At 65.6% G+C, this 23647-nt stretch carries 19 protein-coding genes; 17 read left to right on the top strand and 2 right to left on the bottom strand.

Annotation, left to right across the window (positions count from 1 at the left end):
* Positions 1 to 15: 15 nt before the first annotated feature.
* Positions 16 to 2235, bottom strand: a complete 2220-nt coding sequence (locus N7640_RS18135; RefSeq protein WP_279902100.1) for a serine/threonine-protein kinase — start codon at positions 2233 to 2235, stop codon at positions 16 to 18.
* A 246-nt stretch (positions 2236 to 2481) separates the two neighbouring features.
* On the opposite strand from N7640_RS18135, the gene tagH reads away from it, so the two are divergent.
* From tagH to N7640_RS18060, 15 genes are all read left to right on the top strand, one after another.
* On the top strand, positions 2482 to 4002 hold the full coding sequence (tagH, locus tag N7640_RS18130; protein WP_347815570.1) for a type VI secretion system-associated FHA domain protein TagH: 1521 nt from the start codon (positions 2482 to 2484) through the stop codon (positions 4000 to 4002).
* Positions 3999 to 4817: a PP2C family serine/threonine-protein phosphatase gene (locus N7640_RS18125; protein WP_220813224.1), complete on the top strand. Its 819-nt coding sequence runs from the start codon at positions 3999 to 4001 to the stop codon at positions 4815 to 4817. Before tagH ends, N7640_RS18125 begins: the two co-directional genes overlap by 4 nt.
* A gap of 33 nt (positions 4818 to 4850) precedes the next feature.
* Complete coding sequence (gene tssJ / locus N7640_RS18120) at positions 4851 to 5429, top strand: type VI secretion system lipoprotein TssJ (RefSeq protein ID WP_279902098.1); 579 nt, start codon at positions 4851 to 4853, stop codon at positions 5427 to 5429.
* Positions 5430 to 5464: 35 nt separating this feature from the next.
* Positions 5465 to 6802 carry a type VI secretion system baseplate subunit TssK gene (gene tssK / locus N7640_RS18115; protein ID WP_279902097.1) on the top strand — a complete coding sequence of 446 codons (1338 nt, stop codon included), beginning with the start codon at positions 5465 to 5467 and terminating at the stop codon, positions 6800 to 6802.
* A 29-nt stretch (positions 6803 to 6831) separates the two neighbouring features.
* Positions 6832 to 8133, top strand: coding sequence for a DotU family type VI secretion system protein (locus N7640_RS18110; RefSeq protein ID WP_192319221.1), 1302 nt, complete (start codon positions 6832 to 6834; stop codon positions 8131 to 8133).
* On the top strand, positions 8134 to 11739 hold the full coding sequence (gene tssM, locus N7640_RS18105) for a type VI secretion system membrane subunit TssM (protein WP_279902096.1): 3606 nt from the start codon (positions 8134 to 8136) through the stop codon (positions 11737 to 11739).
* Positions 11739 to 12371 (top strand): type VI secretion system-associated protein TagF, encoded by a 633-nt coding sequence (gene tagF, locus N7640_RS18100; RefSeq protein ID WP_279902095.1) that lies wholly within the window; start codon positions 11739 to 11741, stop codon positions 12369 to 12371. The genes tssM and tagF overlap by 1 nt, the downstream gene beginning before the upstream one ends.
* A gap of 191 nt (positions 12372 to 12562) precedes the next feature.
* Positions 12563 to 13114, top strand: a complete 552-nt coding sequence (locus N7640_RS18095; RefSeq protein WP_279902094.1) for a hypothetical protein — start codon at positions 12563 to 12565, stop codon at positions 13112 to 13114.
* A 5-nt stretch (positions 13115 to 13119) separates the two neighbouring features.
* On the top strand, positions 13120 to 13365 hold the full coding sequence (locus tag N7640_RS18090; RefSeq protein ID WP_279902093.1) for a hypothetical protein: 246 nt from the start codon (positions 13120 to 13122) through the stop codon (positions 13363 to 13365).
* A 90-nt stretch (positions 13366 to 13455) separates the two neighbouring features.
* On the top strand, positions 13456 to 13740 hold the full coding sequence (locus N7640_RS18085) for a hypothetical protein (RefSeq protein ID WP_279902092.1): 285 nt from the start codon (positions 13456 to 13458) through the stop codon (positions 13738 to 13740).
* A gap of 1296 nt (positions 13741 to 15036) precedes the next feature.
* Positions 15037 to 15954 carry a MoxR family ATPase gene (locus tag N7640_RS18080; RefSeq protein ID WP_279902091.1) on the top strand — a complete coding sequence of 306 codons (918 nt, stop codon included), beginning with the start codon at positions 15037 to 15039 and terminating at the stop codon, positions 15952 to 15954.
* Positions 15955 to 15962: 8 nt separating this feature from the next.
* Complete coding sequence (locus N7640_RS18075) at positions 15963 to 16913, top strand: DUF58 domain-containing protein (protein WP_279902090.1); 951 nt, start codon at positions 15963 to 15965, stop codon at positions 16911 to 16913.
* Positions 16910 to 18904, top strand: coding sequence for a DUF3488 and transglutaminase-like domain-containing protein (locus tag N7640_RS18070; protein ID WP_279902089.1), 1995 nt, complete (start codon positions 16910 to 16912; stop codon positions 18902 to 18904). The genes N7640_RS18075 and N7640_RS18070 overlap by 4 nt, the downstream gene beginning before the upstream one ends.
* Positions 18904 to 19683: a CHAD domain-containing protein gene (locus tag N7640_RS18065; protein ID WP_279902088.1), complete on the top strand. Its 780-nt coding sequence runs from the start codon at positions 18904 to 18906 to the stop codon at positions 19681 to 19683. The genes N7640_RS18070 and N7640_RS18065 overlap by 1 nt, the downstream gene beginning before the upstream one ends.
* Positions 19684 to 19777: 94 nt before the next feature.
* Positions 19778 to 20575: a thioesterase family protein gene (locus N7640_RS18060; RefSeq protein WP_279902087.1), complete on the top strand. Its 798-nt coding sequence runs from the start codon at positions 19778 to 19780 to the stop codon at positions 20573 to 20575.
* Here the strand turns inward: N7640_RS18060 and N7640_RS18055 are convergent.
* Positions 20572 to 21378, bottom strand: a complete 807-nt coding sequence (locus N7640_RS18055; RefSeq protein ID WP_279902086.1) for a TatD family hydrolase — start codon at positions 21376 to 21378, stop codon at positions 20572 to 20574. The two genes, N7640_RS18060 and N7640_RS18055, sit on opposite strands and share 4 nt — an antisense overlap.
* A 215-nt stretch (positions 21379 to 21593) precedes the next feature.
* On the opposite strand from N7640_RS18055, the gene N7640_RS18050 reads away from it, so the two are divergent.
* Together N7640_RS18050 and N7640_RS18045 are read left to right on the top strand one after the other, a co-directional pair.
* Positions 21594 to 23009 carry a transglycosylase SLT domain-containing protein gene (locus N7640_RS18050; protein ID WP_279902085.1) on the top strand — a complete coding sequence of 472 codons (1416 nt, stop codon included), beginning with the start codon at positions 21594 to 21596 and terminating at the stop codon, positions 23007 to 23009.
* Between the two features lie 107 nt (positions 23010 to 23116).
* Positions 23117 to 23551, top strand: a complete 435-nt coding sequence (locus N7640_RS18045) for a DoxX family protein (RefSeq protein ID WP_279902084.1) — start codon at positions 23117 to 23119, stop codon at positions 23549 to 23551.
* Positions 23552 to 23647: the final 96 nt, after the last annotated feature.

The following is a 23647-nucleotide window of genomic DNA, read 5'->3' as shown; positions in this document are numbered from 1 at the left end:
CTTGGGGAAGCGGGTTCACTGAAAACTGTGCTGCAGCGTCACGCGACGGTTGGCGGGCACGTCGAGCTTGCGACTCTGGCTGGGGAAGCTGGGGTTGCGGATCTCGATGGTGCGCGCGCCAGCCGGTAGCTGGATCTCTTGCAGAGGCGGGCTGACGCCGCGCTTGACCCCGTCGACCCAGATCTCTCCCCAAGGCTGGATGCGCAGGGCCAGGGTGCCCTTGCCGCCTTTCTCCGGGGCGGCCGGCTTGGTCGCGGCGGCAGGGGCTGCGGCGGCCGGAGCGGTGGGTTTCTGCGTGGCTTTGGCGCTGGTCTGGACGCCCTGGTTGAGGGTGATGGTGGCGTTCTTCTCGACCACGACCTTGTGTACCAGAGCCGGCTGGTTCGGGCGGCGCAGCTCGATGCGGTATTCGCCGACGGGCAGGTCGAGCTTCTTCAGCGGCGGACTGGCCCCGTGGTTCTTGCCGTCGACCCAGACTTCGCCCCAGGGCTGCACGTTGATCTGCACGGTGCCGGTGTCGACGACCGCCTCCTGTTGCTGGCGCGAACGGGCGGGCGCCGGAGGCGGAGTCGCTTCGCTGGCGCGCGCGGTGGCGGCGGGGCGGGTTTCCACGGCGACCTGCGGTGCCGGTGCCGGCTCGGGTATCGGCTGCGGTATCGGTTCCACGACTTGTACGGGTACTGGCTCCGGCGCGACCGCGTGCACGGGCGGCAGCGGTTCACTGACGGACGCAGGCGTCTCGATGAAGGCGGGGTCGCTCGCGGCCGGTGTCTCCTCAACGGGCTGTACGGCAGGTGGCGTCACGATCTCGGACTTGGCCACGGGTTCGGGGACGGTTGTCGTTGTCGCCTGGGCCAGGGCCGTTTGCGTGTCCGCGTCGTCACGACCGCTCCATAGTCCCCAGCCGACCGCGCCGGCGACGAGCAGGCAGGCTGCTGCCGAGAGACCGATCAGCGGAGCCCGCGACTTGGCGGCGGGCGCGGCACGAGCGGGTGACGGTGCGGGAGCCGCGTGCGTGACGGAGGGCACGGCGACTTTCCCCGCGTTGCGCTTCGCGTCGCCGTTGAGCAGTTCTTCCATCTCCGGGAAGCTGGTTTCCTCGGCTTCCTGCTTGGCGGTGGCGGAGGGCAGCTGGAACGGGTCCGGCAGTTGCGGCGCGGCCTGCCCGCCGACGGCCTGGGCCATCAGGTCGGCCATCTGCTCGCTGGAGAGGATGATGGTCTTCGCGTCGTCTGCCGCGACGGCCGGCCGGGCGCGTGGTGTCGTCGGCGGAGTGGGCAGCGGGCGCGCCTGCACGGTCCCGTCGATGCCCAGCAGTTCGCGCAGTTGGGCGATGGCCTGCGGGCGGTCGCCCGGCTGCAGTGCCAGGCAGTGGTCGATGGTGCGGAGAAATGCCTCGGAGAAGCCGGGGAAGTCGCGGCCCGACAGCGGCTCCAGGTTGTCCTTCATCAGGCGCGAGACCGAGGCGGACGGTGCCATGCCGGTCACCGCCAGGTGCAGGACCGCGCCCAGGGCGTAGATGTCCGTCCACGGCCCCTGGGGCGTGGAGAGGTCTTCGGCGTATTGTTCGATGGGCGCGTAGCCGGGTTTGACGATGACCGTCGGCGCCTGGTTGGCATCGCCGAGCACACGCCGCGCGGAGCCCAGGTCGAGCAGCACCGGCGTGCCGTCGTTCTGGATGATGATGTTGTCCGGCGCCACGTCGCGGTGAAAGATGTCGTGGGCGTGGAGCATTTCCAGCACATCGAGCATGGGCGCGACGATGCCGCGCAGCCATTGTTCGTCGCACTGCCCGCCGTTGTCCCGCAGGATCTGCCGCAGCGTCTGCCCGCTGTAGCGGGGCATGGCCATGTAGGCGGTGCCGTTGTCTTCCCAGAAGCGCAGCACTTCGACCAGGGCCGGGTGCTTGAACCTGGCCAGCAGTCGCGCCTCGTCGATGAAGCTGTGCATGCCGGTATCGAACGCGGAGCGGTGGCGCTCCGAACGCACCTCGATCCTGGCCTTGTCGCTGCGGCTGGCGAAGGCCGCCGGCATGTATTCCTTGATGGCGACGTCGCGGTGCAGGCGGTTGTCCCGCGCGGCGTAGACGATGCTGAAACCGCCTTCGCCGAGAGTCGAGGTGAGGGTGAATTCGTAGAGCTGGGTGCCTGAGGGAAGTGCGCCGGCCGGGCGGGAATCGTCCTGGCGGACCCGAGAGGGATTCTGGGAAGTGTAGTTGCTTGCGGTGGCGTCCATGCCGAATTGCTTCTCGTCGGGTGCTGAGGAAAAACTGCCGCGGACTTTAATTCAAATGTGTTGCTCGGTTTGCGCGTAGGTTCTCGTTTTAGGTCGTTTTAACCGGAACGGATAGAGGTTATCGTCTGCGCCGCGAACAACGGTGTTCCATCCGATGCATTCGGAATGACATGGATGGCACACGGAAAACACATCGCTCGGACGCTTCCATAAAGGGACGTCCGCCCGGCGTTTTTTGTCGCGGTGATGCTTTGCTACAGGGAGGTAGGCATGCCTGGATCAGGGATCGAACTGGTCGTTCTTTCGTACGATGGAAAGCCACTGGCATCCGAATTGAGCGGATGCGTGACGGGGGCCGGCGAGCTGACGGTCGGGCGCAGCCCGGACAATCACCTGGTCCTGCAGGACCCGGAACGCCTCGTCTCCCGCTTCCAAGCGAAGCTGGCGCCAGTTGGCGCCGACGCGGTGCGCGTGGCCAATGTCAGCTCCAGCAGCGCCATCCTGATCGACGGCGTCAGCATCGGTCCCGGCGAGTCCGCGGTCATGCGCAGCAGCGGGCGCGCGGTGTTTGGCCGCTACGTGCTGGGCCTGCGCGGCGTGGCCGAAGTGGCTGCCGTCGCTCCCGCCGCCGAGCCCGTCGCCAGGGCGACCATTCCCGCCGATTTCGACGTATTCGCCGTGCCCCAGCGGCCGGACGAGCGCAGCCATGCCCCCGAAGAACTGTCCCTGGCCGATTTCGTCGCCGCCGATGCGCCGTCGATGATCGCGGAGCTGCCGCTGCGCGGCGAGATCACCATCGACGATCCGCTGGCCAGCCCGAAACAGCAGGCGCCGATGCTCGACACCTCGCGCAACGTCGACCCGCTGGTGCTGCTCGGTGGGCAGGTCGGCGATATGGCCCTGGTCGAAGGCAGCCTGGCGCTCGACCACGGCCTGGAAGTCGATGCGCTGTTCCATGCGCCGTCCGTGGTCATTCCCGTTGCCGAACAACAGCCCGTGCCCAGCCCGGCTGCCCCGCAACTCGTCATCGAGCCCGTCGCCAGTGAGCCGCCGAAGCCCGAGCCCATGGTCGAGCAACCGGCACCGGTCGAGCCCGAGAAAAGCACACCCGTGCAACTCGTGAAACCGCGCCCCGTCGAGCGCCCGGACGAGCCTGCTGCCGAAGCGGGCGACGATGATCTGCGCGCCGCCTTCGCCAGGGGGTGTGGCGTTGCCCCCTCGTCGCTGCCCGCGGTCTCCACCGAGTTCATGGAAAATCTGGGCCGGCTCTTTTCCGAGATGACGGCCGGCACGGTACGCCTCATCCACGCCCGCTCCGCCGCCAAGCACGAGATGCGCGCGGGCGTCACCATCATCGCCACCCAGGGCAACAACCCGCTGAAGTTCTCTCCCGACGGGCAGTCCGCGATCGTCCATCTGCTGGGCACCCGCTTCCCCGGTTTCATGGCGCCGCAGCGGGCGATCGAGGATGCCTTCGACGACCTAGCCGCTCACCAGGTGGCGCTGCTGGCCGGTTCCCGCAGCGCCATGTACGAACTGGTGGGGCGTTTCAGTCCCGAGCGTATCGAGCGCCGCTGCAGCGAGCCCTCCGCGCTGGAGTCGATGCTGCCGGCGTTGCGCCGCTCGCGGCTCTGGTCGCTGTACGCCGCCGACTTCGCCGAGATCGCCGGCGCTGCCCGCGAGGAGCTGGAAACCCTGCTGGAGAACGCCTTCGCCCGCGCCTACGAACAGGAGATCGAACAGATCTACGCGGGGAGGGAGCAATGACCGTCTACGTGGCCGCCGGTGGTCCTCGCGTGGAGTTCGCTACCCTGTCCCGGCTGGGGCGCAGGGAGCAGAACGAGGATGCCTGCGGCTACTGGACCTCCGCCAACGGCGCCTGCTTCGTGGTGTGCGATGGCGCGGGTGGCCATGGTGGCGGCGAGGTGGCCTCGGAAACGGCGGTGCGGACCATGCTCAGCGCCTATTCCTCGGCGCCCTCGTTGACGCGGGACAGCATCGAGCGGCTGGTGGCCCAGGCCGACTCCGCCATCCGTTACGGACAGGGCCTGTCCAGCCCGCTGCGGCGCATGAGCGCCACGGTCACTTCGCTGTTTCTCGACGAGGCCGCGCGCCAGGCCCAGTGGGTCCACGTCGGCGACACCCGTCTGTATCTGTTTCGGCGTCGGGGCTGCCGGCAGCTGACCAAGGACCACAGTGTCGTGCAGAGCTTCGTCGACGCCGGCGTGCTGCAGGAGGACATGGTCCGCGGGCACGCCGAGCGCAACCTGCTGTTCGCCGCGCTGGGCGTGGGCGACGAGCTGCCGGCCCAGGCACTCGACACGCCGTTCGAGGTGGAGGAGGGGGACGCCTTCCTGATCTGTACCGACGGCTTCTGGGAAGCGGTGCGCGAATACGAGATGAGCGAGGCCCTGCTTCACGCCAACGCGGCGGAGGAGTGGCTGGTGCGGATGGAGAAGCTGATCGTCGATCAGGGCTCGCCGGACCAGGACAACTACAGCGCGCTGGCGGTGTGGATCGGCAACCCCAACGAGATCACCGTGCGCTGGGAAGCGCATGTCCCGGCCATGAGCGAGTCCTGAAACAAGTCACAGCTGTCTGCCAATGGATGTCGAATGAAAGTATCCGTCGTATCGCCCATCGAACCGCGCCGGCCGGGCGCTCGCCGCGCGAGGCCCGCGTGCATGGGCGCCGCCTGCGTGGCGCTCGCCGCCCTGAGCCTGGCCGGTTGCTCCTCCACGCCCAAGCCGCCCGAGCCGGTGTCCATCCGGGTCGAGCTTTCCGCGTCCGAGACGCTCAACCCGGACATCAACGGGCGGCCTTCGCCGGTCGCCGTGCGCCTGTTCCGGCTGCGCGACGCGGCGACCTTCTCCTCGACCGACTACTTCACGCTCGCCGAGCGTGACGAGGCCGTACTGGCCGGCGACCTGCTGCACCGCGAGGCGTTCATGATCAGCCCGGGCGAGTCGGCGGTCCGTGATTACCAGGTCGAGTTGGACGGCCGCGCGCTGGCAGTCCTGGTGGGGTATCGCGACCTGGAAGCGAGCGTCTGGCGCCAGGTCGCGGCGATCCCGGAGCCGAAGGCGCCCTGGTTCGAGCTGCCCGAATTCCTGCGCTGGTCGCGCAAGTCGCTGGACTACGCGATCCGCCTGGAGGCCAGTGAGGTGAAGTTGTCGGCGCCCGCCGCGCAGTAGCGGTGGCCGTCAGGGAATCTGGTCCAGGAGGGGACATGAGCAAGGGTTATCAACGGGTGGTGTGGTCGGAGGGGATGTTCCTCCGCCCGCAGCACTTCCAGCAGCAAGAGCGTTATCTGGAGTTTTTCTCGCACAGCCGAAACCTGGCGGGAGAGCCCTATTTCTGGGGGGCGAGGGTCCTCAAGTTCGACCTGGCGGCGCTCGCCCTGGGCAAGCTGGCCATCGTCGAGGCGGAAGGCCTGCTGCCGGATGGCACGCCCTTCTCGTTCCCCCTGCAATGCGAATGCCCGGAGCCGCTGGACTTCACCGAGGGGGTGGTGGAGCAGATGGTCTACCTGGCGCTGCCGCTGCGTCGGCCCGGCACCGAGGAAGTCCTGTTCGAGGAGCGGCCCCGCTCGCTGGCCCGCTACACCGTCCACGATGCGCTGGTCGGCGACGTCAACTCGGTGGCGGGCGAGCCGGCCGAGCTGCAGCTGGCCGAGCCGCGCCTGCGCCTGATGCTGGAGCGGGACATGACCGATGCCTGGCTGGGCGTCGGCGTGGCCCGCGTCGTCGAATGCCGCAGCGACAGGCAACTGGTTCTGGACAACCATTACCTGCCGCCCGTGGTGACCTGCCATGCCAGCCATGGCCTGGTATCGATGCTCAACGAGGCCCACGGGCTGGTCAACCAGCGGGCCGACGTGCTCGCCGAGCGCCTGTCCCAGCCGGGGCGCGGCGGCGTTTCCGAAGTGGGCGAGTTCCTCCTCCTGCAACTGCTCAACCGGGCGCAGCCGCTGCTGGCCCACATGCTCGCGGCGCCGGGCGTGCATCCCGAGCGCTTCTACGTCGCCCTGGCGCAACTGGCGGGCGAGCTGGCGACCTTCTCCGAGCGGGACCGGCGCCCACCGGAGTGGCCGAAGTACAGCCACGACGATCTTCAGCGCTGCCTGCCGCCGCTGATGGTGGCGCTGCGCAATGCGTTGTCCTCGGTGCTGGAGCAGAACGCCGTGCAGATCGAACTGATCGACCGCAACTACGGCGTCCGCGTGGGCCAGGTGGCCGATGGCGAGCTGCTGCGCAACGCCCAGTTCGTGCTGGCGGTGCATTCCAGCATCGCGCCCGAGACCCTGCGAGCGCGCTTCCCCAGCCAGGTGAAGATCGGCCCGGTGGATCGCATCCGCGATCTGGTGAACCTGCACCTGCCCGGTATCGCGCTGCGCTCGCTGCCGATCGCGCCGCGGCAGATCCCGTACCACGCCGGCTATCACTACTTCGAGATGGACACCGTCGGCGACCTGTGGACGCAGCTGCAGGCGTCCGGCGCGCTGGCCCTGCACATCGCCGGCGACTTCCCCGACATCGAGCTCGAATGCTGGGCGATTCGTCGCTGAGCCCGCTCCCAATCAGAAGCGCATGACTCATGGTTAATCTGAACGCACTCAACCCCTCGTCCGGAGAAGATCGCACCTTCGTGATGCCGAATCCGGGCGGCGAGGCGCCCGCCATGGGTGCCATGAACGCGGCGGCGCCCCTGGCGGACCTGCCCGACATCCACTCGGGTAGCAACCCGCTGGTGGCGGCGGCCAACCCGCTGCTCAACCTGATCTACCAGATCCGCACCCTGGTGCATAACTCCGATCCGGAGCGCCTGCGCGACCACCTCGCCCAGGAAGTGCGCAACTTCGAGACCCGCGCGCGTCACGAAGGCATCTCCCACGAAACCCTGATCGCCGCCCGCTACTGCCTGTGCACGGTGCTTGACGAGACCGCGGCGCAGACGCCCTGGGGCGGCTCCGGGGTGTGGTCGCGGCACAGCCTGCTGGTGACCTTCCACAACGAGACCTGGGGCGGCGAGAAGTTCTTCCAGCTGCTCAGCAAGCTGGCCCAGTCGCCGCGCCAGCACTGCGACCTGCTGGAGCTGATGTACTACTGCATCTCCCTTGGCTTCGAGGGGCGCTACCGCATCGTCAACAACGGCCAGAGCCAGCTGGAAAGCCTGCGCCGGCGTTTGGCGGAGATCATCCGCGAGGTGCGCGGCGATCGGCTCAAGGCGCTCTCGCCGCACTGGGAGGGCATCACCCGCGAGCTGCCCGCGGTCTGGCGCGTGCTGCCGGTGTGGGTGTCGGCGCTGACCGCGCTGCTGATCGGCTTCGGCGTCTACATGCTGCTCGCCTTCCACCTGGCCGACCGCTCCGACAGCGCTTTCATTGCCATTGGTGCGCTGAAGCTGCCCGACATGCCGGTAGTGACGCGCAGCAGCGAGCCGCCGATCCGCTTCTCGCGCTTCCTCGAACCGGAAATCCGCGCCGGCCTGGTCTCGGTGCGCGAGGCGCCGGAGCAGAGCACGGTCTCCATCCTCGGTGACGGCCTGTTCGACTCCGGCAGCCCGAACATCCGCCCGCGCTTCCACGCCATCCTGCGCCGTATCGGCGAGGAGATCGACCAGGTCAACGGCAAGGTGACCGTGGTCGGCCACAGCGACAACGTGCCGATCCGCACCCTGCGCTTCCCGTCCAACTGGCACCTGTCCATGGAGCGGGCCGGCAATGTCTCGGCGATGCTCGAGGAGCACATCCGCGAGCCCGGGCGCGTGTCCGCCCAGGGGCGTGGCTCGGCCGAGCCGGTCGCGCCGAACGACACGCCGGCCAACCGTGCGCTCAACCGTCGCGTCGACATCACGGTTTTCGCCTCCGCCGCCGACCTGCAGAAAGAGATCCGATAAATGCGCTGGCTGTTCTCCCTGCTGTTCAACCGCTACGTCTTCATCGCGCTCGGCCTGCTCGCGCTGGTGCTGGTCATCTGGTTCCTCGGGCCGCTGTTCGCCTTCGCCGACTGGCGCCCGCTGGAGCCGGTGCCGGCCCGCCTGTGGACGATCGGCATCGTCCTCGGGCTGCTCGCCCTGCGCCTGCTGGTGCTGTTCTGGCGCCGGCAGCACGTCAATGCCCGGCTGCTCAACGCCATCGCCAATGCCCGCGCGGGGGCGACGCCCGAGCAGCCGACCGACGCCGCCCTGGAAGAACTGCGCGGCAACTTCGAGCAGGCCCTGGAGAAGCTCAAGCAGGTCCGTTTCCAGGACCGCGAGCAGGGCTGGTTCGCCCGGCTGCGGCAGAAGTACGTCTACCAGATTCCCTGGTACGTGTTCATCGGCGCGCCCGGTTCCGGCAAGACCACCGCGCTGATCAACAGCGGCCTGCGCTTCCCCCTGGCCGAGGAGTTCGGCCGCGAGAGCGTCAAGGGCGTGGGCGGTACGCGCAACTGCGACTGGTGGTTCTCCGACGAGACCGTCCTGCTGGACACCGCCGGCCGCTACACCACCCATGAAAGCGATGCCGCCGCGGACAAGGCGGAGTGGGAAGGTTTCCTCGGCCTGCTGAAGAAATTCCGCCCGCGCCAACCGCTCAACGGCGCGCTGCTGACTGTCTCGGTCTCCGACCTGCTCGGCGCCAGCGAGGCGGAGAGGGGCAAGCACGCCGCCCGCCTGCGCGCGCGCCTGAACGAACTGCACGACGCCCTCGGCATCTCCTTCCCGGTCTATGTGCTGGTCACCAAGGCCGACCTGCTGGGCGGCTTCAACGAATACTTCGCCACGCTGAGCAAGGAGGAGCGGGCCCAGGTCTGGGGCGTGACGCTGCCCTATAGCCCCGATGGCGGCCTGCAGGGCGAGGCGCTCGGCCAGGCCCTGCAGGGCGAACTGGAACTGCTGGCCCACCGCCTGTTCGACGAAATGCCCGAGCTGATGCTCGCCGAGCACGACACCGCGCGCCGGGCTTGTGCCTACGCCCTGCCGCAGCACTTCCACGCCCTGATCCCGGTGCTGCGGCAACTGCTGCAGGACGTGTTCGCCGAGAGCCGTTTCGCCCGGCAGGCGATGATGCGGGGCCTGTACTTCACCAGCGGCACCCAGGAAGGCACGCCGTTCGACCGCGTGCTCGGCGGGCTGGGCCGCAGCCTGGGCTTCGACGCCCGGGTCGCCCTGCGCTCCTCGCCGGCCGGGACGGGCAGGAGCTACTTCCTGCAGGACGTGCTGCGCAAGGTGATCTTCCCCGAGGCCCACCTGGCCGGACGCAACCAGCGCGCCGAGCGGCGCGAGCGCCTGCTCGGCATCGCCGGCCATGGCGCCGTCGCCCTGCTGCTGGTCCTGGCGCTGGGCGCCTGGACGCTGAGCTTCGGCAACAACAGCCGCTACATCGACCTGGTGGACGGTCGCACCGAGCGCATGGCCGGCCAGTTGCAGACCCTGGCCGCCTCCGAGGGCGAGAGCCTGCTGGAACTGGTGCCGGTGCTCACCGAGCTGAACGGCCTGGCCGCCGGCCCCGACTTCCCCGCCTCGGAGCCGCCGATCGGCTACACCTACGGCCTCTACCAGGGCGGCAAGCTCGATGCGTCGGCCCAGCGCACCTACCAGGCCGCGCTGGAGCGGGCCCTGCTGCCGCGCATTGTGCGGCGCCTGGAGTTCCTGCTGCAGACCACGCCGGAGGACAACCTCGAACTCACCTATGAGGTGCTCAAGTCCTACCTGATGCTCAACGATCCGTCGCACTACGATGGCGAGGCGCTGGAAGCCTTCGTGCGCATGGAGTGGGAGCGCAGCCTGCCGATTTCGGTGTCGCAGCAGCAGCGCGAACAGCTGTTCGGCCACCTGCACAACCTGCTGGCGGAGAAATCCGTCGCCTCGCCCTATCCGCAGGACGAGGAACTGGTGCGGCAGAAGCGCGAGCAACTGGCGACCTTCTCCCTTGCCCATCGTGCCTACAGCCGCCTCAAGCTGCGCCTGATGGATGGCAGCCGCGTCGACTTCACCGTGGCGGAGGCGGGCGGGCCGCAGTCTGCTCTGGTCTTCACCCGGGCCAGCGGCAAGCCGCTGACCCAGGGCATCCCGGCGCTGTTCACCCACGACGGTTACCACAAGGTCTTCCTGCCGGAAGCCGGTTCGATCCTGGGCCTGCTCGAGCGTGAGGAGGACTGGGTGCTGGGTCGCCCGCAACGGCCGCTGACGGACCAGGCGACGCGTCTGGTGGACGGCGCCACCCTGCGCGACATCAAACGCCTCTACTTGCACGAGTACGTGCGCCTGTGGGACGAATACCTGGCCGACGTGCGCCTGATCGAGACGCCGTCCATGTCCCAGGGCATGGAAGTGGCCCGCATCCTGTCGGCCCCCGACTCGCCGCTGGCCCAGTTCCTGCGCGCGGTGGCGCGGGAGACCACCTTGCTCAAGGTCGATCCCAAGACCGATTCCCAGTATTCGGTGGTCGGGGAGGCCGGCAAGCGCGTCAAGACCGCGGCCGCCGATCTGGAGCGGGTGTTCGGTCCGTCCGGCCTCACCCGGCCGGCCGCGAATGCGGAACAGTTGGAGAGAATCGTCGACGACAGGTTCGAGCCGATCCGCCGGCTCGTCACCAATGATGGCGGGAACGCGCCGATACAGGCCGTGCTGCGCCTGTTCAACGAGATGTACATGAACCTCTCCAGCGCCGACTCGGCCCTGCGCAGCGGGGCATCACCCGCGCTGGCCAGCACACCGCAACTGACGGAACTGAACCGTATCCGCGCCGAGGCGGCCTACCTGCCGGCGCCGCTGCGCACCATGCTGGAGGCGCTGGCCGACGCCGGCACGGCCCAGGCGGGCGGCAGCATGCGGGTCATGCTGGGGGGCAAGCTGGACAGCTCGCTGGGGGCCTTCTGTCGCCAGGCCATCAACGGTCGTTATCCGTTCCGGCGCTCGTCGGAGAAGGACGTCACCCTGGCCGATTTCTCCCGCCTGTTCGCCTACGGCGGCATGTTCGACAGCTTCTTCCAGGACAACCTCGCGCCGCTGGCCGACATGTCCGGCAGGACCTGGCTGCTGCGTCAGCCGGGTGGCGTCGAGGTGCCGCTGACCTCGTTCCAGCGGGCGGCGCGGATTCGCGACGTGTTCTTCCCCTACGGAGCCCGCTCGCCGGAAATGTCCTTCTCGATCCGGGTACTGGAAATGGATGCATCGATCAGCCAGCTGAGCCTGGACTTCGACGGCCAGGTCTTCCAGTACGCCCACGGCCCGCAAGTGCCCCAGCAGGTGAAGTGGCCGGGGCCGCGGGGCACCCAGCAGGTGCGGCTGGAGCTGATGAACAGCGGTGCGCCAAGTGGCTATCTGGTGAAAAACGGTCCCTGGGCCGCCATGCGCCTGTTCGACGAGGGCGAGAACCGGGCCGTGTCCGGGCCCGAGCGCTTCGTCAGCACCCTGATGGTCCAGGGCCGCAAGGTGGTGCTGGAAGTCACCGCTGGAAGCGTGCAGAACCCGTTCCGCCTGGCCGAGCTCGCCAGCTTCTCCTGCCCGGGACAGATCTGATGGAGGATTTCCCGATACCGGTGGCGGAGCGGCCGGCGCCGAAGTACGGCTTCTTCGGCAAGCTGCCATCGGTCGGCGACTTCGTCTCGCGAGGCCTCGACAGGGCGCGGATAGAGGTCGTCGACGGCTGGTTCCAGCGAGGCCTCGGTGCCTTGCAGCAGGGCGAGGCCGACTGGCTGAGCGCTTACCTGGTCGCGCCCGTCTGGTGCTTCTCGGTGCCGGCTGGCCTGTGGGGCGAACAGGCCTGCTGCGGCGCACTCATGGCCAGCGTCGACCGGGTGGGACGCTACTTTCCCCTGATGGTGCTCGCCGACCTGGACGACGACCTGGCGAAAGACCATCCCCGGCTCTGCGCGCACCTGCGGGCGCTGAGCCAGTTCCTGCCATCGGCACTCAGGGACCTGCCGTCCCCGGACGCCTTCGCCGAGCAGCTCAACGAGCTGGCCTGGAGGTCACCCGACATCCCGCCCTCGAGACCGACCGTGCTCGAACGCTTCCAGCCGCAGGGCAACGGTTCCGCCTGGTGGGCAGTGCTGCGCCACGACCGCCCCTTCCTGCAGATCAGCCACCGAGGACAACCGGATGTGGAGCTGTTCGGGCAGCTGTTTGCCGCTCGGGTAGAGCAGGGGTAGGGAAGGCTTCACGCCACCGAAAGAGCGCAATCAGGGAAAGGCGAGCATCTCGCCAATAGCCACCAAGGAGACGCAGCATGACCTGTTATCGCCGGCCAGGACCGCTTGGAGTGGGGGACGACCAGCCTACCTGTGCTCCGCCCATAGCGCCTCATCCCTCTGCGAATCGTGTGCCTGCCCAGAGCAGGCCGGTGAGTGCGCCGCCTTACAAAGAACCTTCTTTTCTGGATGCTTTAGGGGATCTAGATTTCTGGAGGGGGTATGGCCAAAGCCTCATGGAAGTGGGTAAGAACACCGGGTACATGCTTCTTGGAGAGGCCAGCGTCTATTCGGGGTGGATGCTGAGCAAGCTACCTGGTGGAGCCATTGCGGGCCGATACCTGATGGTGGATGGAGCATCCACTTACCTGGGAGCCATGTGCAATGTCAGCAGGACATTCCATGGCCCGGCCGTACAGTGCGTGGCGGATGATTTCGTGGGCGAGGCCTATCGTTCGGCCGCAGAGTTTTATACCGGCGATAGATCCTATGGTGACATCGCGCGTGCCTCTGTGAGTATTGCTGCGGTTGTGCGCGCTAATACGATTCCTGTGGTTCTTGAAAAGTACAAAGGCTCAGCATTTCATCACTGGGAGACGGTGAGGGCCTATAAAACCAGCAATAGTGCGTTGATTTTCTCTGACGGGGCTTCCGTTACCGACGGCGTATACTCGATGCTGCCTGACAAGAAAAATAAGGAGTGATTTTTATGCTCTTTAACTTCTTGTGGGGGCTGATAGGTTTATTGAGCATCTTGAGTGTGGCTATTCTGATTTATAAGTTTCATCGACAGAGCAGGGTGGTTTCCGTATGTGCTCTTGTTGCGGGGGTTCTGTTTTTTTCTTTTATGGCCAGAGCCAGTGAAGGATTTATGGTTTGGATATGGTGGCTGTACTTTGGGCTGCTAGGTGCTTTTTGGTTTTGGATTGAATCTCAAGATGATAAATGGTGGTGATGTGGCAGGTTGACGATTTTTTATTCTTCTTTCTTAAATTCTGGGTAATTTTTTGAGTGTCCAGTGTAAAAATGGTCTTTGGGGAAATTGATGCAAGTCGTGATGGGACTGATGCTGATAATTTTAGGAGTCCCTTTTATTGTTTTTAATTGCTATGCTTTCTACGGAATTTTTGTAAGAAAAGAAAATATATCGTGGATTCCGATTGTTGGAGGAGGGGCCTCTGCGCTTGGGCTGTACCTTCTTCAAAATCCATTTTGGTGGTTGTTTCTTTTCTTTGATTTTGGTTGTGTTCCTGGGTTTGCTCACAGCTTTCTGTTTTACAGGTGGATTAATCCATGGGTAAAAAGAATGCATGACAAGAATGATCTTTGAGGAGTCAGGGATTGGCTGTGGTGAAGTTGACAGGGGAAGGTGCGATAAATATATCGGGGGTATTTGGATGTAGAGGTTCGTTATTATATTGATTGTGTAGGTTGAGTTGGTGGTCGCTGAAGGATAGTGAGTTCAACTCGATTGGAGAAATTTGTTTTATTATGAGCTGGCCGTGCATAGTGTCTGCGGCTTTAAAGCAGGGTTGTTTCGCTTGGGTGGCAAGGTGGAATTGCTTATTTTTCGATATTGATGTGCTGGATGCTGTAATGATAGCTGCTTTGTGCGTATTTGTGCTTGTGATTGGTATGTGGTTAGCGTTCTTGAATTGGCGCTGCTTTTATGTGGGATTTGTTAAGAGGGAAAATTCACCGTCATGGATTCCTTTGCTTGGTGGAGTATGCCTTTTTTGGGGTTTCTTCTTTTTCCCAAATAATCCTAAAGGTAACTATGCATGGTTTGCTTTTTTGCTTGATTGGGGATGTTTACCTGGGTTTGTGTATTCCATCTATTAATATAATGCTCGTATTAAGAAATGGCTGTAAGTTTGAGAGGAGGCTAATGTGAGGTTGGTTTGCTCCAAGGGTGATTTTTTCAAGATATTGTTTGTTCTGATTTTTTTGCTGCTTGGGGCGGCATTTATCACAAGGTTCTTTTACACTTATCCTGATTTTTTTCCAAAGCTATTGGGTGATATTTGTAATGTTATTATTGATTATTTCGGTCCGAGCTCAATAGAGAAAATTTCAGATATAGAGACTCTCTATGTGTTTCTTTTGTCTTTGTTTTTTGAATGTGCGTTTTTTGCCGGTTTTAAATGTGTGTCGGGCTGGTTTCGGTCTCAGAGATAGTGTCTATGGCAGCATGTTTTATACAGAGTCTAATTTGTGACTGCATGGTGGCTTTCTTGAGCCCTGTGGGGGTGCTCGACGAATAAGGCTCGGGTATGAGCGCTAATCGGCTGGGCAGCTTTTGCGCTGCATTCATCTAGAGGTGCGGCGAGTGTCGACTGCAGAAGTGGCTACATTCTTGGGTGTTTCATGGCTTCATCGGCAGGGAAGGACGGGAGCCTGAGCCACCGAGGATTTAACTGAAATACGCCACGGCCCTCGACGGTCCAATAGTCAGGCGAGGCTTGCTGCTTCCCATCGCGGAGTGGCCCTTTTGCTCCCACGAATCGGGTTGTCCAATCAGGTCGAGCCTTCGATCCTTCGCACAGTTTCGTGAGCAACTGTTTCTCAACGCTTTGCCCGGACTGGAGCGCCCAGTAGCATCGACGGACTGGAACAGGAGCGAAGAATGCGGACGAAACTCGAAGCGGTGCTGCATGAGGTGAACCAGGTGTTGCTGGGCAAGGAGCCGCAGGTGCGCCTGGCCCTGACCTGTGTGCTGGCGAGGGGGCACCTCCTGGTCGAGGACCTGCCCGGGATGGGCAAGACAACCCTCAGCCACGCCCTGGCGCGGGTGCTGGGGTTGAGCTTCCAGCGTATCCAGTTCACGTCCGACCTGCTGCCGGGCGACATTCTCGGCACCTCGGTGTTCGACAAGGACAGCGGCCAGTTCGTCTTCCACCCCGGCCCGATCTTCGCCGAGCTGGTGCTGGCCGACGAGATCAACCGGGCCACGCCGAAGAGCCAGAGCGCGCTGCTGGAGGCGATGGAGGAGGGGCAGGTAACCATCGAGGGCGCCACCCGGCCGCTGCCGGAGCCGTTCTTCGTCATCGCCACGCAGAATCCGGTCAGTTCCGGGGGCACCTTCGCGTTGCCGGAGTCGCAACTGGACCGCTTTCTCATGCGCCTGTCGCTGGGCTACCCGGCGCGCGCCGCCGAGAAGGCCTTGTTGCTGGGCGAGGCGCGTCGGGAAATCCTGCCCCGGTTGGAGCCGATTCTCGACCATGCGGAGCTGGCGGCCATCCAGGCGCTGATCCCGCAGGTGCGCACCAGCGATGCGCTGATCGATTATGTCTTGCGCCTGGTGGAGGCGACTCGCAGCGAGCCGCAGTTCGCCTGGGGGCTTTCACCGCGGGCCAGCCTGGCGCTGCTGGTGGCGGCCCGGGCCTGGGCCTTCCTCGCCGAGCGCGACTATGTGATTCCCGAGGATGTACAGGCGGTGTTGCCGTCGGTGGTCGGCCATCGCCTGCGCGAGCGCGCCGACCCGGCCGGACATGGCGGCGGTGCGCTGGTGCAGTGGCTGCTGCGCGAAGTGTCGGCGGTGTGAGGTCGCCGATGTCGATCAAGGCACGCTGGCGCCGCTGGGTGATGCGACGAATCCCCGCGGCAGCCCAGGTGCAGCTGAACCAGCGGCGCATCTTCATCATGCCCAACCGAGTCGGTGCCGCGTTCGCGGTGGTGCTGGTGCTGATGCTGCTGGCGGGCATCAACTACGAGAACAGCCTGGCCTACGGCCTGACCTTCCTGCTGACCGCGCTGTTCGTGATCGCGATCCTGCACACCTATCGCAACTTCTCGGGACTGATTCTCAAGGCCGGGGTCAGTGGTGCGGTGTTCGCCGGCGAACAGGCGCGTTTCAAGGTGCGCCTGGAGAGTGACGGTCGCGCTCACCATGCGGTGGGCCTGGGCTGGCCTCCGCAGCCGCTGCAGATCGTGGATGTGCCGCCCTTGGGGCAGCGCGAGTGCGAGTTGAGCCTGCCGGCCCTGCGCCGTGGCTGGTTGCGGCCGGAACGGATGCGGGTGGAAAGCCACTTCCCGCTGGGCATCCTGGTGGCCTGGAGTTGGGTCGACCTGGACCAGACCGTGCTGGTCTATCCACGCCCGCTGGAAGGCGATTTGCCGCTGGCCGTGGATGGTGTTGCCGACGAGAACGACGAAGGTCGGCGAGCCGCAGGGCAGGGCGCCGACGACTACCAGGGGCTGCGCAGCTACCAGCCGGGGGATTCCAGGCGCCGATTGCACTGGAAGGCGTTCTCCCGCGGGCAGGGGCTGCTGGTCAAGGATTTCGCCGCGCTGGCCGGCCATGATCTGTGGCTGGACTTCCTGGCCTTGGGCGGCGATGCCGAGGAGCGGCTTTCCCGGCTGTGCTACTGGGTACTGCAGCTGGATGCGCGCCAGCAACCTTATGGCCTCCGCCTGCCTGGCACCGAACTGGCCCCCGACTTTGGCGAGGCCCATCGCGAGGCCTGCCTTCGTGCGCTGGCGCTCCATGGTGACCGGTCATGAACGCCCCGCAACCGATTCCCCGCATCGCCCTGACCTGGCTGCTGGTCGCCCAGGTGCTGGTGATCCTGCCGCACCTCCTGCACCTGCCGCTGTGGATCATCGGATTCTGGCTGTTCTGTGCCGGCTGGCGGGTACAGGTATTCCGCATGCGTGCGCGCTATCCGTCCGGGCTGGAGCGGGCGGGCCTGTTGCTGGCGACTGCCGCCGCCGTCTTCCTCTCCCGGGGAACGCTCATCGGTCTGGATGGGGGCGTGCTGCTGCTGGTCTGCGCCTTCATCCTCAAGCTGGTGGAACTGCGCAGCCGGCGCGATGCGCTGGTGCTGATCTTCCTGGGTTTCTTCGTGGTGGTCACCAGCTACCTGTTCGACGACGGCCTGTTGTCCGCCCTCTACAGCCTGTTGCCGGTGACGGCGCTGCTGGCCGCCCTGATCGGCATGCAACAGAGTGGCCTGGCCGAGCGACCGGCGGCCACCGCCAGGCTGGCGGCCTCAATGATGCTGCAGGCCGTGCCGATGATGGTGCTGCTGTTTCTGTTTTTTCCGCGCCTTGGCCCGCTGTGGAGCCTGCCTGATCCGCAGAAGGGCACCACGGGACTTTCCGAAAGCATGAGCCCTGGGGATGTGGCGGAGCTCAGCCGCTCCTCGGCGCTGGCGTTCCGTGTCAGCTTCGAGGGGCCGGCGCCGGATCGGCGAAATCTGTACTGGCGTGCCCTGACGCTGGAGCATTTCGATGGGCGGCGCTGGTCCCAGTCCTGGGGTGCTCAGGAGAAGAGCAAGCCGCTGTGGACGCCCCGAGGCGAGGCGTTGCGCTACGAGGTCGTGATGCAGCCGAGTGGTCGCTCATGGCTGTTCGTTCTGGACGTGGGGCAGGTCAACGAAGCCAATGTGGCCCAGATGAGCGATTTCCGCCTACAGGCGCGTCGTCCGGTGACACAGAGCTGGCTATATAGCGCGCAGTCCTGGCCGCAGGCGTTGCGCGAGCCGGCCGCCCTGCCGCCCATGGTGCGTCGCATCACCTTGCAACTCCCCCAGCAGGGCGATCCGCAAACCAGGGAATGGGCCGCCCGACTCAGGCAGGAACATGCGGACGATCGATCCTTGGTCGATGCACTGCTGCGTCATTTCAACCGCGAGCCGTTCAGCTACACCCTGAAGCCGCCGACCATGGGCGCCGACAGCGTCGACGATTTCCTGTTCGTGCAGCGCAAGGGCTTCTGCGCCCACTACGCCGGGGCAATGGTCTTCGTCCTGCGGGCCGCCGGGATACCTGCCCGGGTGGTAGCCGGCTACCAGGGCGGGGAGGCGAACGCATCCGGCAACTACCTTGCGGTGCGTCAACTCGATGCCCATGCCTGGGTGGAATACTGGGAGGAAGGTCGAGGCTGGACCAGCGTCGACCCCACTTTCCAGGTGGCGCCGGAGCGGATCGAGCGAGGCGCGCAGGACGCCTTCGCCGCCGATGAGAGCTTCCTCGAGGATTCGCCCTTCTCGCCGCTGCGCTACCGCGACGTGGGCTGGATCAACGGACTGAGGATGGCCTGGGAGAATCTCAACTACAGCTGGCAGCGCTGGGTGCTGGGCTATCGGGGCGAGCAGCAGCTGGATTTCCTGCAACGTTGGTTCGGTACGCTCGACTGGACGCGCATGGCGCTGGTGATCATCGGCGGTGGCGGCCTGATGCTCGGTTTGCTCGCCCTGTGGCTGTTCAAGCCCTGGCGGCGCGAGCGTGATCCGCAGCAGCGTTTGCTGCGCCGCTACGAGTCGCTGCTGGCCCGCCATGGCCTGCGCCGCAACCGGGGCGAGGGCGTGAGGGCCTTCGCTGAAAGAGCGATGGTGTTGATGCCGGACCAGGCCCGGGCGATAGCCGACTTCGCCCAGGCCTTCGAGGCCCAGCGCTACGGTGGTCAGACGCAATCGACCGAGCAGTTGCGCGGTCTGTTGCGGCGCCTGCGCCGCGAACTGCCCTGGCGTACACGACGGGAGGAACAGTGATGGCTGGATTCAGGCGCGAGCTTCGCGAGCGCATCGTCGAACTGCAGGTACGCCTGTACGCCTGCAGCGCCAGGCTGCAGATGCAGACCGATGACGAGGCGCTGCACGACCTGCGCATCGCCCTGCGCCGACTGCGCAGCCTGTTGCGTCCGCTGCGCAAGGAAACGCTGTGCGAGGCCCTGGAGCGGGCCGCCGCCGCTGTGGGCAGTGCCAGCGGTCCGCTGCGGGACCTGGAAGTGCTGGCGAGCGAACTGGACAGACGCGGCCACCCGGTGGCCGCCAGGCTCCGGCGTGCCTGGCTGGCCGAAGGCTATGCCCGGTTGCTTGGAGGCGTGCCGATGCAGCGCCTGGGGATTCTGCTCGATGACTGGCCCGAGGATCAGCGTCGAGCCGTGAGCGATGGCGAGTGGCGGGTACGAGGCCGGGCAGTGGCCAGGTATCTGGAGAAGCAGCGGGAAAAGCTGGCCGACGCGTTGTGCGATCCGGCCCACGACCGCCATCGGCTGAGGCTGCTGATCAAGCGCGTGCGCTATTGCGCCGAGGCCTGGCCGAGTCTCGTCTCGGTCGACAAGGTGGAACTCAAGGCGCTACGCAAGGCCCAGAGCGCCCTGGGCGACTGGCACGACCACTGGCAGTGGCTGCAGCGTGCGCAGACCGAGCCGGACCTGCAATCTTGCGCCACTCTCTGGCGCGAGAACCTGGCGCGAGCCGAGCGGGAGGCCGACCAGGCGCTGTCCGCGCTGCTCGAGCACTACCCGCAAGGCCCGGCGCAGAGCTGAATGGCCGCCGATATCGCCGCTGAATTGGCCGGCGGGGCTCTCCCGCCGTGGCGCGCTTTTCTCTAAGCTTCAGTCTGCATACAGGAGATAGCGCATGACCTTCGCTGAACTGATCCACGCGGTGCATACCCATCCGCAGCACGTTGTCGTCCCCGCCCTCTGGGGCCAGGGGCGCGCCACCTTCGGCGGCCTCGTCGCGGCCATGGTCTTCGAGGCCATGCGCCTGAAGGTGCAGCCCGGCCGGCCGGTGCGCTCGCTGTCGATCACCTTCGTCGGCCCGATGCTGATGGGCGAGCCGGTGGCCTTCGAGGTCGAGGTTCTGCGCGAGGGCAAGTCGGTCAGCCAGGTGGTCGGGCGGGCGGTGCAGAACGGCGGGGTCGTGGCCATGGCCCAGGGCAGCTTCGGCGCCTCGCGCGAGTCCGCGGCGCGGGTGGAGGCGGTGCCCGCTCCGGCCATGCCGCCAGCGGAGCAGTGCCAGGAGCTGCCCTACGTGAGTGGCGTCACCCCCGAGTTCACCCGCTTCCTGGCCATGCGCTGGGGCGAGGGCGGCATGCCGTTCACCGGCAACCGGTCGCGTCACATGGGCGGCTGGGTTCGCCTGCGCAGTGATGTGAGCCACGACCGGGTCACCGAGGCCCACCTGCTGGCGCTGGTCGACGCCTGGCCACCGGCGGTGCTGTCGCATCTGAGCAAGCCGGCGCCCGGCAGTTCGCTGACCTGGACCATCGAGTTCGTCCATCCCATCCCCAGCCTGACCACCCATGACTGGTGCCTGTACCGGGCCGAGATCGAGCATGCCCTCGACGGCTACGGCCACATCGCCGCACGCCTGTGGACCGCCGATGGCCAGCTGCTGGCGCTGAGCCGGCAGACCACCACGGTCTTTGACTAGTCGAGCGCGGGCAGGGCGAAGAAGGCCCGGGCCGTGGCCGTGGTGTGCGCCGCCAGCGCCTCCTGGCTCTCGCCCCGGTGCACGGCCACCTCGCGCAGCACCTCGGTGAGGAAGGCCGGCTCGTTGTGGCCGCTTTTCGGTTTCGGCCTGAGGCTGCGCGGCAGCAGATAGGGTGCGTCGCTCTCCAGCATCAGGCGCCCGGCAGGAATGTCGCGCATCAGCGGATGCAGGTGAGTGCCCCGGCGTTCGTCGCAGATCCAGCCAGTGATGCCGATGTGCAGGTCCAGGTCGAGATAGCTGTACAGGGTCGCCCTGTCGCCGGTGAAGCAGTGCACCACGGCGGCCGGCAGCCGGTCGCGGAACTGGCGCAGGATGGCGACCAGGCGCTCGCCGGCCTCGCGTTCGTGGAGGAACACCGGCATGCCCAGTTCGACGGCCAGGGCCAGCTGTTCCTCCAGCGCCTTTTCCTGCTGCGGACGCGGCGAGAAATCCCGGTTGAAGTCGAGCCCGCACTCGCCCACGGCGCGCACCGGCGCCTCGGCCAGCAGGGCGCGCAGATGCCGTGCGCTGTCGGCATTCCACTGGCTGGCGTCGTGGGGATGGATACCGGCGGTGCTGAACAGTCGGCTGCCACCTTCGTCCAGCTCGCGGCAGAAATTCAGCGCCTGTTCGCTTTCTTCCAGGCTGGTGCCGGTCAGCACCATCTGGCGGACGCCGGCGGCCTCCGCCCTGGCGAGTACCGCGTCACGCTCCCGGGCAAGACTCGGGTGGGTCAGATTGACGCCGATATCGATGAGTTGCATGGTGCTACCTCGCGGACCGGGCCGGGCAGCATAGCAGAGCCTGTCGTCTGACAATAAACCCAGCAATTACAGATGGTTATACATGCATTTTGATGCCCGTCGTCAGCCAGGGCTGGCAGATTGAAAGTGGCTGTGCCAACCTCCGCCCCCTTTTGGCGAAGACCATCCGTCGTCCGGCCTGGTGCGGACGGGCGGTGGCCCCTGGCGGAGGATCGATGACGCGGGCGCTGCTGCTTTTGCTCTGTCTGCTGGCCGCCATGCCGGCCCAGGCGCGGCTGAGCGGGCTGGGTGGCAACCTGCCGCATGCCGCGCACCAGCGCGACCTGGCCGAGATCCGCAAGAGCGGCGAACTGCGTGTGCTGGTCAACCAGAGCCGCAACAGTTCGGGCGAAATCCGGGGGGAGGCCATCGGCGTCGAATATCAGCGGCTGCGCGCCTTCGACCAGTACCTCAACCGCAACGCCCGCGACGGCCATGAGCTGCGCCTGAAGATCATCCCCAAGCTCAAGAACGAGCTGATCGCCGCGCTGCAGAAAGGCGAGGGCGACCTGGTCGCGCCGGGCGAGCTGCTGGATGCCCACCCCGGCCTCGGGGTCAGCGCCAGCGCCGCGATCCGCAGCAACGTGGCGCTGGTGGTGGTCGGCAACCGCAAGAACCGGCACTACAAGCGGCTGGAAGAGATGTCCGGGCGCACTCTGACGCTGCCGGTGGGCAGCGCCGTCAGCGATGCCCTGCGCGAGGTCAACCAGAAGCTGAGCCAGCGCGGCAAGCCGCCGATCCTGGTGGAGTGGGCCGATCCGAGTCTGGCGGTGGAGGATGTGCTGGAGATGGTGCAGGCGGGCATCTACCCCTGGACCGCCGTCGAACTGCCCATCGCCGAGCGCTGGCAGAAAGTGATGCCGAGGCTGCGTATAGAGCGTCATCTGGTGGTGGGCAACGAGGGCAACATGAGCTGGTTCGTGCGACGGGAGTCGCCGATGCTGCGGGCCCGCATCGACCGCTTCCTCGCCGAATACCGGACACCCGGCGATCAGGACTCGGCCTTCCAGCGCTTCTACCGGCGCTCCTACAAGGTTCGCAACCCCATGTCCTCGGCGGATCGCCAGCGCCTGGAGAAGGTGCGCAGCGTGCTGCAGAAGCACGGCGAGAAGCAGGAGATGGACTGGCTGCACCTGGCCGCCGTGGCCTACAAGGAGTCCACCTTGAACCCGGCCGCCCGGGGCGCGTCGGGGGCCACCGGCCTGATGCAGATCACTCCGGCGGCGGCGCGCAGTGTCGGAGTCGGCAGCATCCAGAACCTGGAAAACAACGTGCAGGCCGCCACCCTCTACATGGCGTGGCTGCGCCGGGAGTTCTTCTCCAGCAGGCAGATCGCCGAGGAAGAGCGGATGGCCTTCGTGCTGGCCGCCTACAACCTGGGTCCGCAGCGGGTGCAGAGCCTGCGCGCGGAGGCGCGCCGTCGCGGGCTGAATCCTAATCGCTGGTTCTTCCAGGTGGAGCGGGTGGCGATGGAGCAGCTGGGCATGGGCGTGGTGAGCTATGTCAACAGCGTGAACAAGTACTACCTTGCCTATGATCGCGAGCGTCTGTCGCTCGAGCCTCGCAAGCAGAAGCTCAGTGTCAAGAAATGATCTGATTTGTCGATTATGATAAGCGCAATATTGCGCTTTTCGTATTCGATTATTCGAATAGTATGTGCCTCACCCAACTTAAACACCTCCTCAAGGAACTGGCGCACATGAACAAGCTGATCAAAACCCTGATGTCTTCCAACGCCGGCTACGGCATCACCCTGCTGCGCGTGGTCACCGGCCTGACCTTCGCGGCCCACGGCTCGCAGAAACTGTTCGGCTGGTTCGGCGGCTACGGCCTGGAAGGCGTGGGCCAATGGATGGAAAGCATCGGCATCACCCCTGGCTACCTGATGGCGGCGATGGCTGGCAGCGCCGAGTTCTTCGGTGGCCTGGCGCTGGTGGTCGGTCTGCTGGTGCGCCCGGCGGGGGCAGTACTGGTGTTCACCATGGCTGTGGCGGCCGCGACGGTGCACTGGGCCAACGGCTTCTTCATCACCAACAACGGCTTCGAGTACGCCATGATCCTCGGCCTCATTGGCCTGGTGCTGGTCATAGAAGGCGCCGGCCGCTTCTCCCTCGACCGAGCCATCGCCCGCTGATCCGAGTCCGGAAACGAAAAGCCCCGCATCAAGCGGGGCTTTTTCGTTGGCTATGACCCATTGAGTCTTGTCGGAATAACCGTTGTGCGCCGTTGC

The sequence above is a fragment of the Pseudomonas sp. GD04015 genome (assembly GCF_029837675.1).
Taxonomy (GTDB): domain Bacteria; phylum Pseudomonadota; class Gammaproteobacteria; order Pseudomonadales; family Pseudomonadaceae; genus Aquipseudomonas; species Aquipseudomonas paralcaligenes.
This window is presented reverse-complemented; position numbering and strand designations above follow the sequence as displayed.

Excerpts from the sequence above, each read along its gene's own strand:
- N7640_RS18125 (WP_220813224.1), top strand. The coding sequence starts at position 3,999 with ATGACCGTCTACGTGGCCGCCGGTGGTCCTCGCGTGGAGTTCGCTACC.
- N7640_RS18135 (WP_279902100.1), bottom strand. The coding sequence starts at position 2,235 with ATGGACGCCACCGCAAGCAACTACACTTCCCAGAATCCCTCTCGGGTC.
- N7640_RS18055 (WP_279902086.1), bottom strand. The coding sequence starts at position 21,378 with ATGCAACTCATCGATATCGGCGTCAATCTGACCCACCCGAGTCTTGCC.
- tagF (WP_279902095.1), top strand. The coding sequence starts at position 11,739 with ATGGAGGATTTCCCGATACCGGTGGCGGAGCGGCCGGCGCCGAAGTAC.
- N7640_RS18090 (WP_279902093.1), top strand. The coding sequence starts at position 13,120 with ATGCTCTTTAACTTCTTGTGGGGGCTGATAGGTTTATTGAGCATCTTG.
- N7640_RS18045 (WP_279902084.1), top strand. The coding sequence starts at position 23,117 with ATGAACAAGCTGATCAAAACCCTGATGTCTTCCAACGCCGGCTACGGC.
- tagH (WP_347815570.1), top strand. The coding sequence starts at position 2,482 with ATGCTTTGCTACAGGGAGGTAGGCATGCCTGGATCAGGGATCGAACTG.
- tssJ (WP_279902098.1), top strand. The coding sequence starts at position 4,851 with ATGAAAGTATCCGTCGTATCGCCCATCGAACCGCGCCGGCCGGGCGCT.
- N7640_RS18110 (WP_192319221.1), top strand. The coding sequence starts at position 6,832 with ATGGTTAATCTGAACGCACTCAACCCCTCGTCCGGAGAAGATCGCACC.
- N7640_RS18070 (WP_279902089.1), top strand. The coding sequence starts at position 16,910 with ATGAACGCCCCGCAACCGATTCCCCGCATCGCCCTGACCTGGCTGCTG.
- N7640_RS18085 (WP_279902092.1), top strand. The coding sequence starts at position 13,456 with ATGCAAGTCGTGATGGGACTGATGCTGATAATTTTAGGAGTCCCTTTT.
- N7640_RS18050 (WP_279902085.1), top strand. The coding sequence starts at position 21,594 with ATGACGCGGGCGCTGCTGCTTTTGCTCTGTCTGCTGGCCGCCATGCCG.
- N7640_RS18060 (WP_279902087.1), top strand. The coding sequence starts at position 19,778 with ATGACCTTCGCTGAACTGATCCACGCGGTGCATACCCATCCGCAGCAC.
- N7640_RS18080 (WP_279902091.1), top strand. The coding sequence starts at position 15,037 with ATGCGGACGAAACTCGAAGCGGTGCTGCATGAGGTGAACCAGGTGTTG.
- N7640_RS18065 (WP_279902088.1), top strand. The coding sequence starts at position 18,904 with ATGGCTGGATTCAGGCGCGAGCTTCGCGAGCGCATCGTCGAACTGCAG.
- tssK (WP_279902097.1), top strand. The coding sequence starts at position 5,465 with ATGAGCAAGGGTTATCAACGGGTGGTGTGGTCGGAGGGGATGTTCCTC.
- tssM (WP_279902096.1), top strand. The coding sequence starts at position 8,134 with ATGCGCTGGCTGTTCTCCCTGCTGTTCAACCGCTACGTCTTCATCGCG.
- N7640_RS18075 (WP_279902090.1), top strand. The coding sequence starts at position 15,963 with ATGTCGATCAAGGCACGCTGGCGCCGCTGGGTGATGCGACGAATCCCC.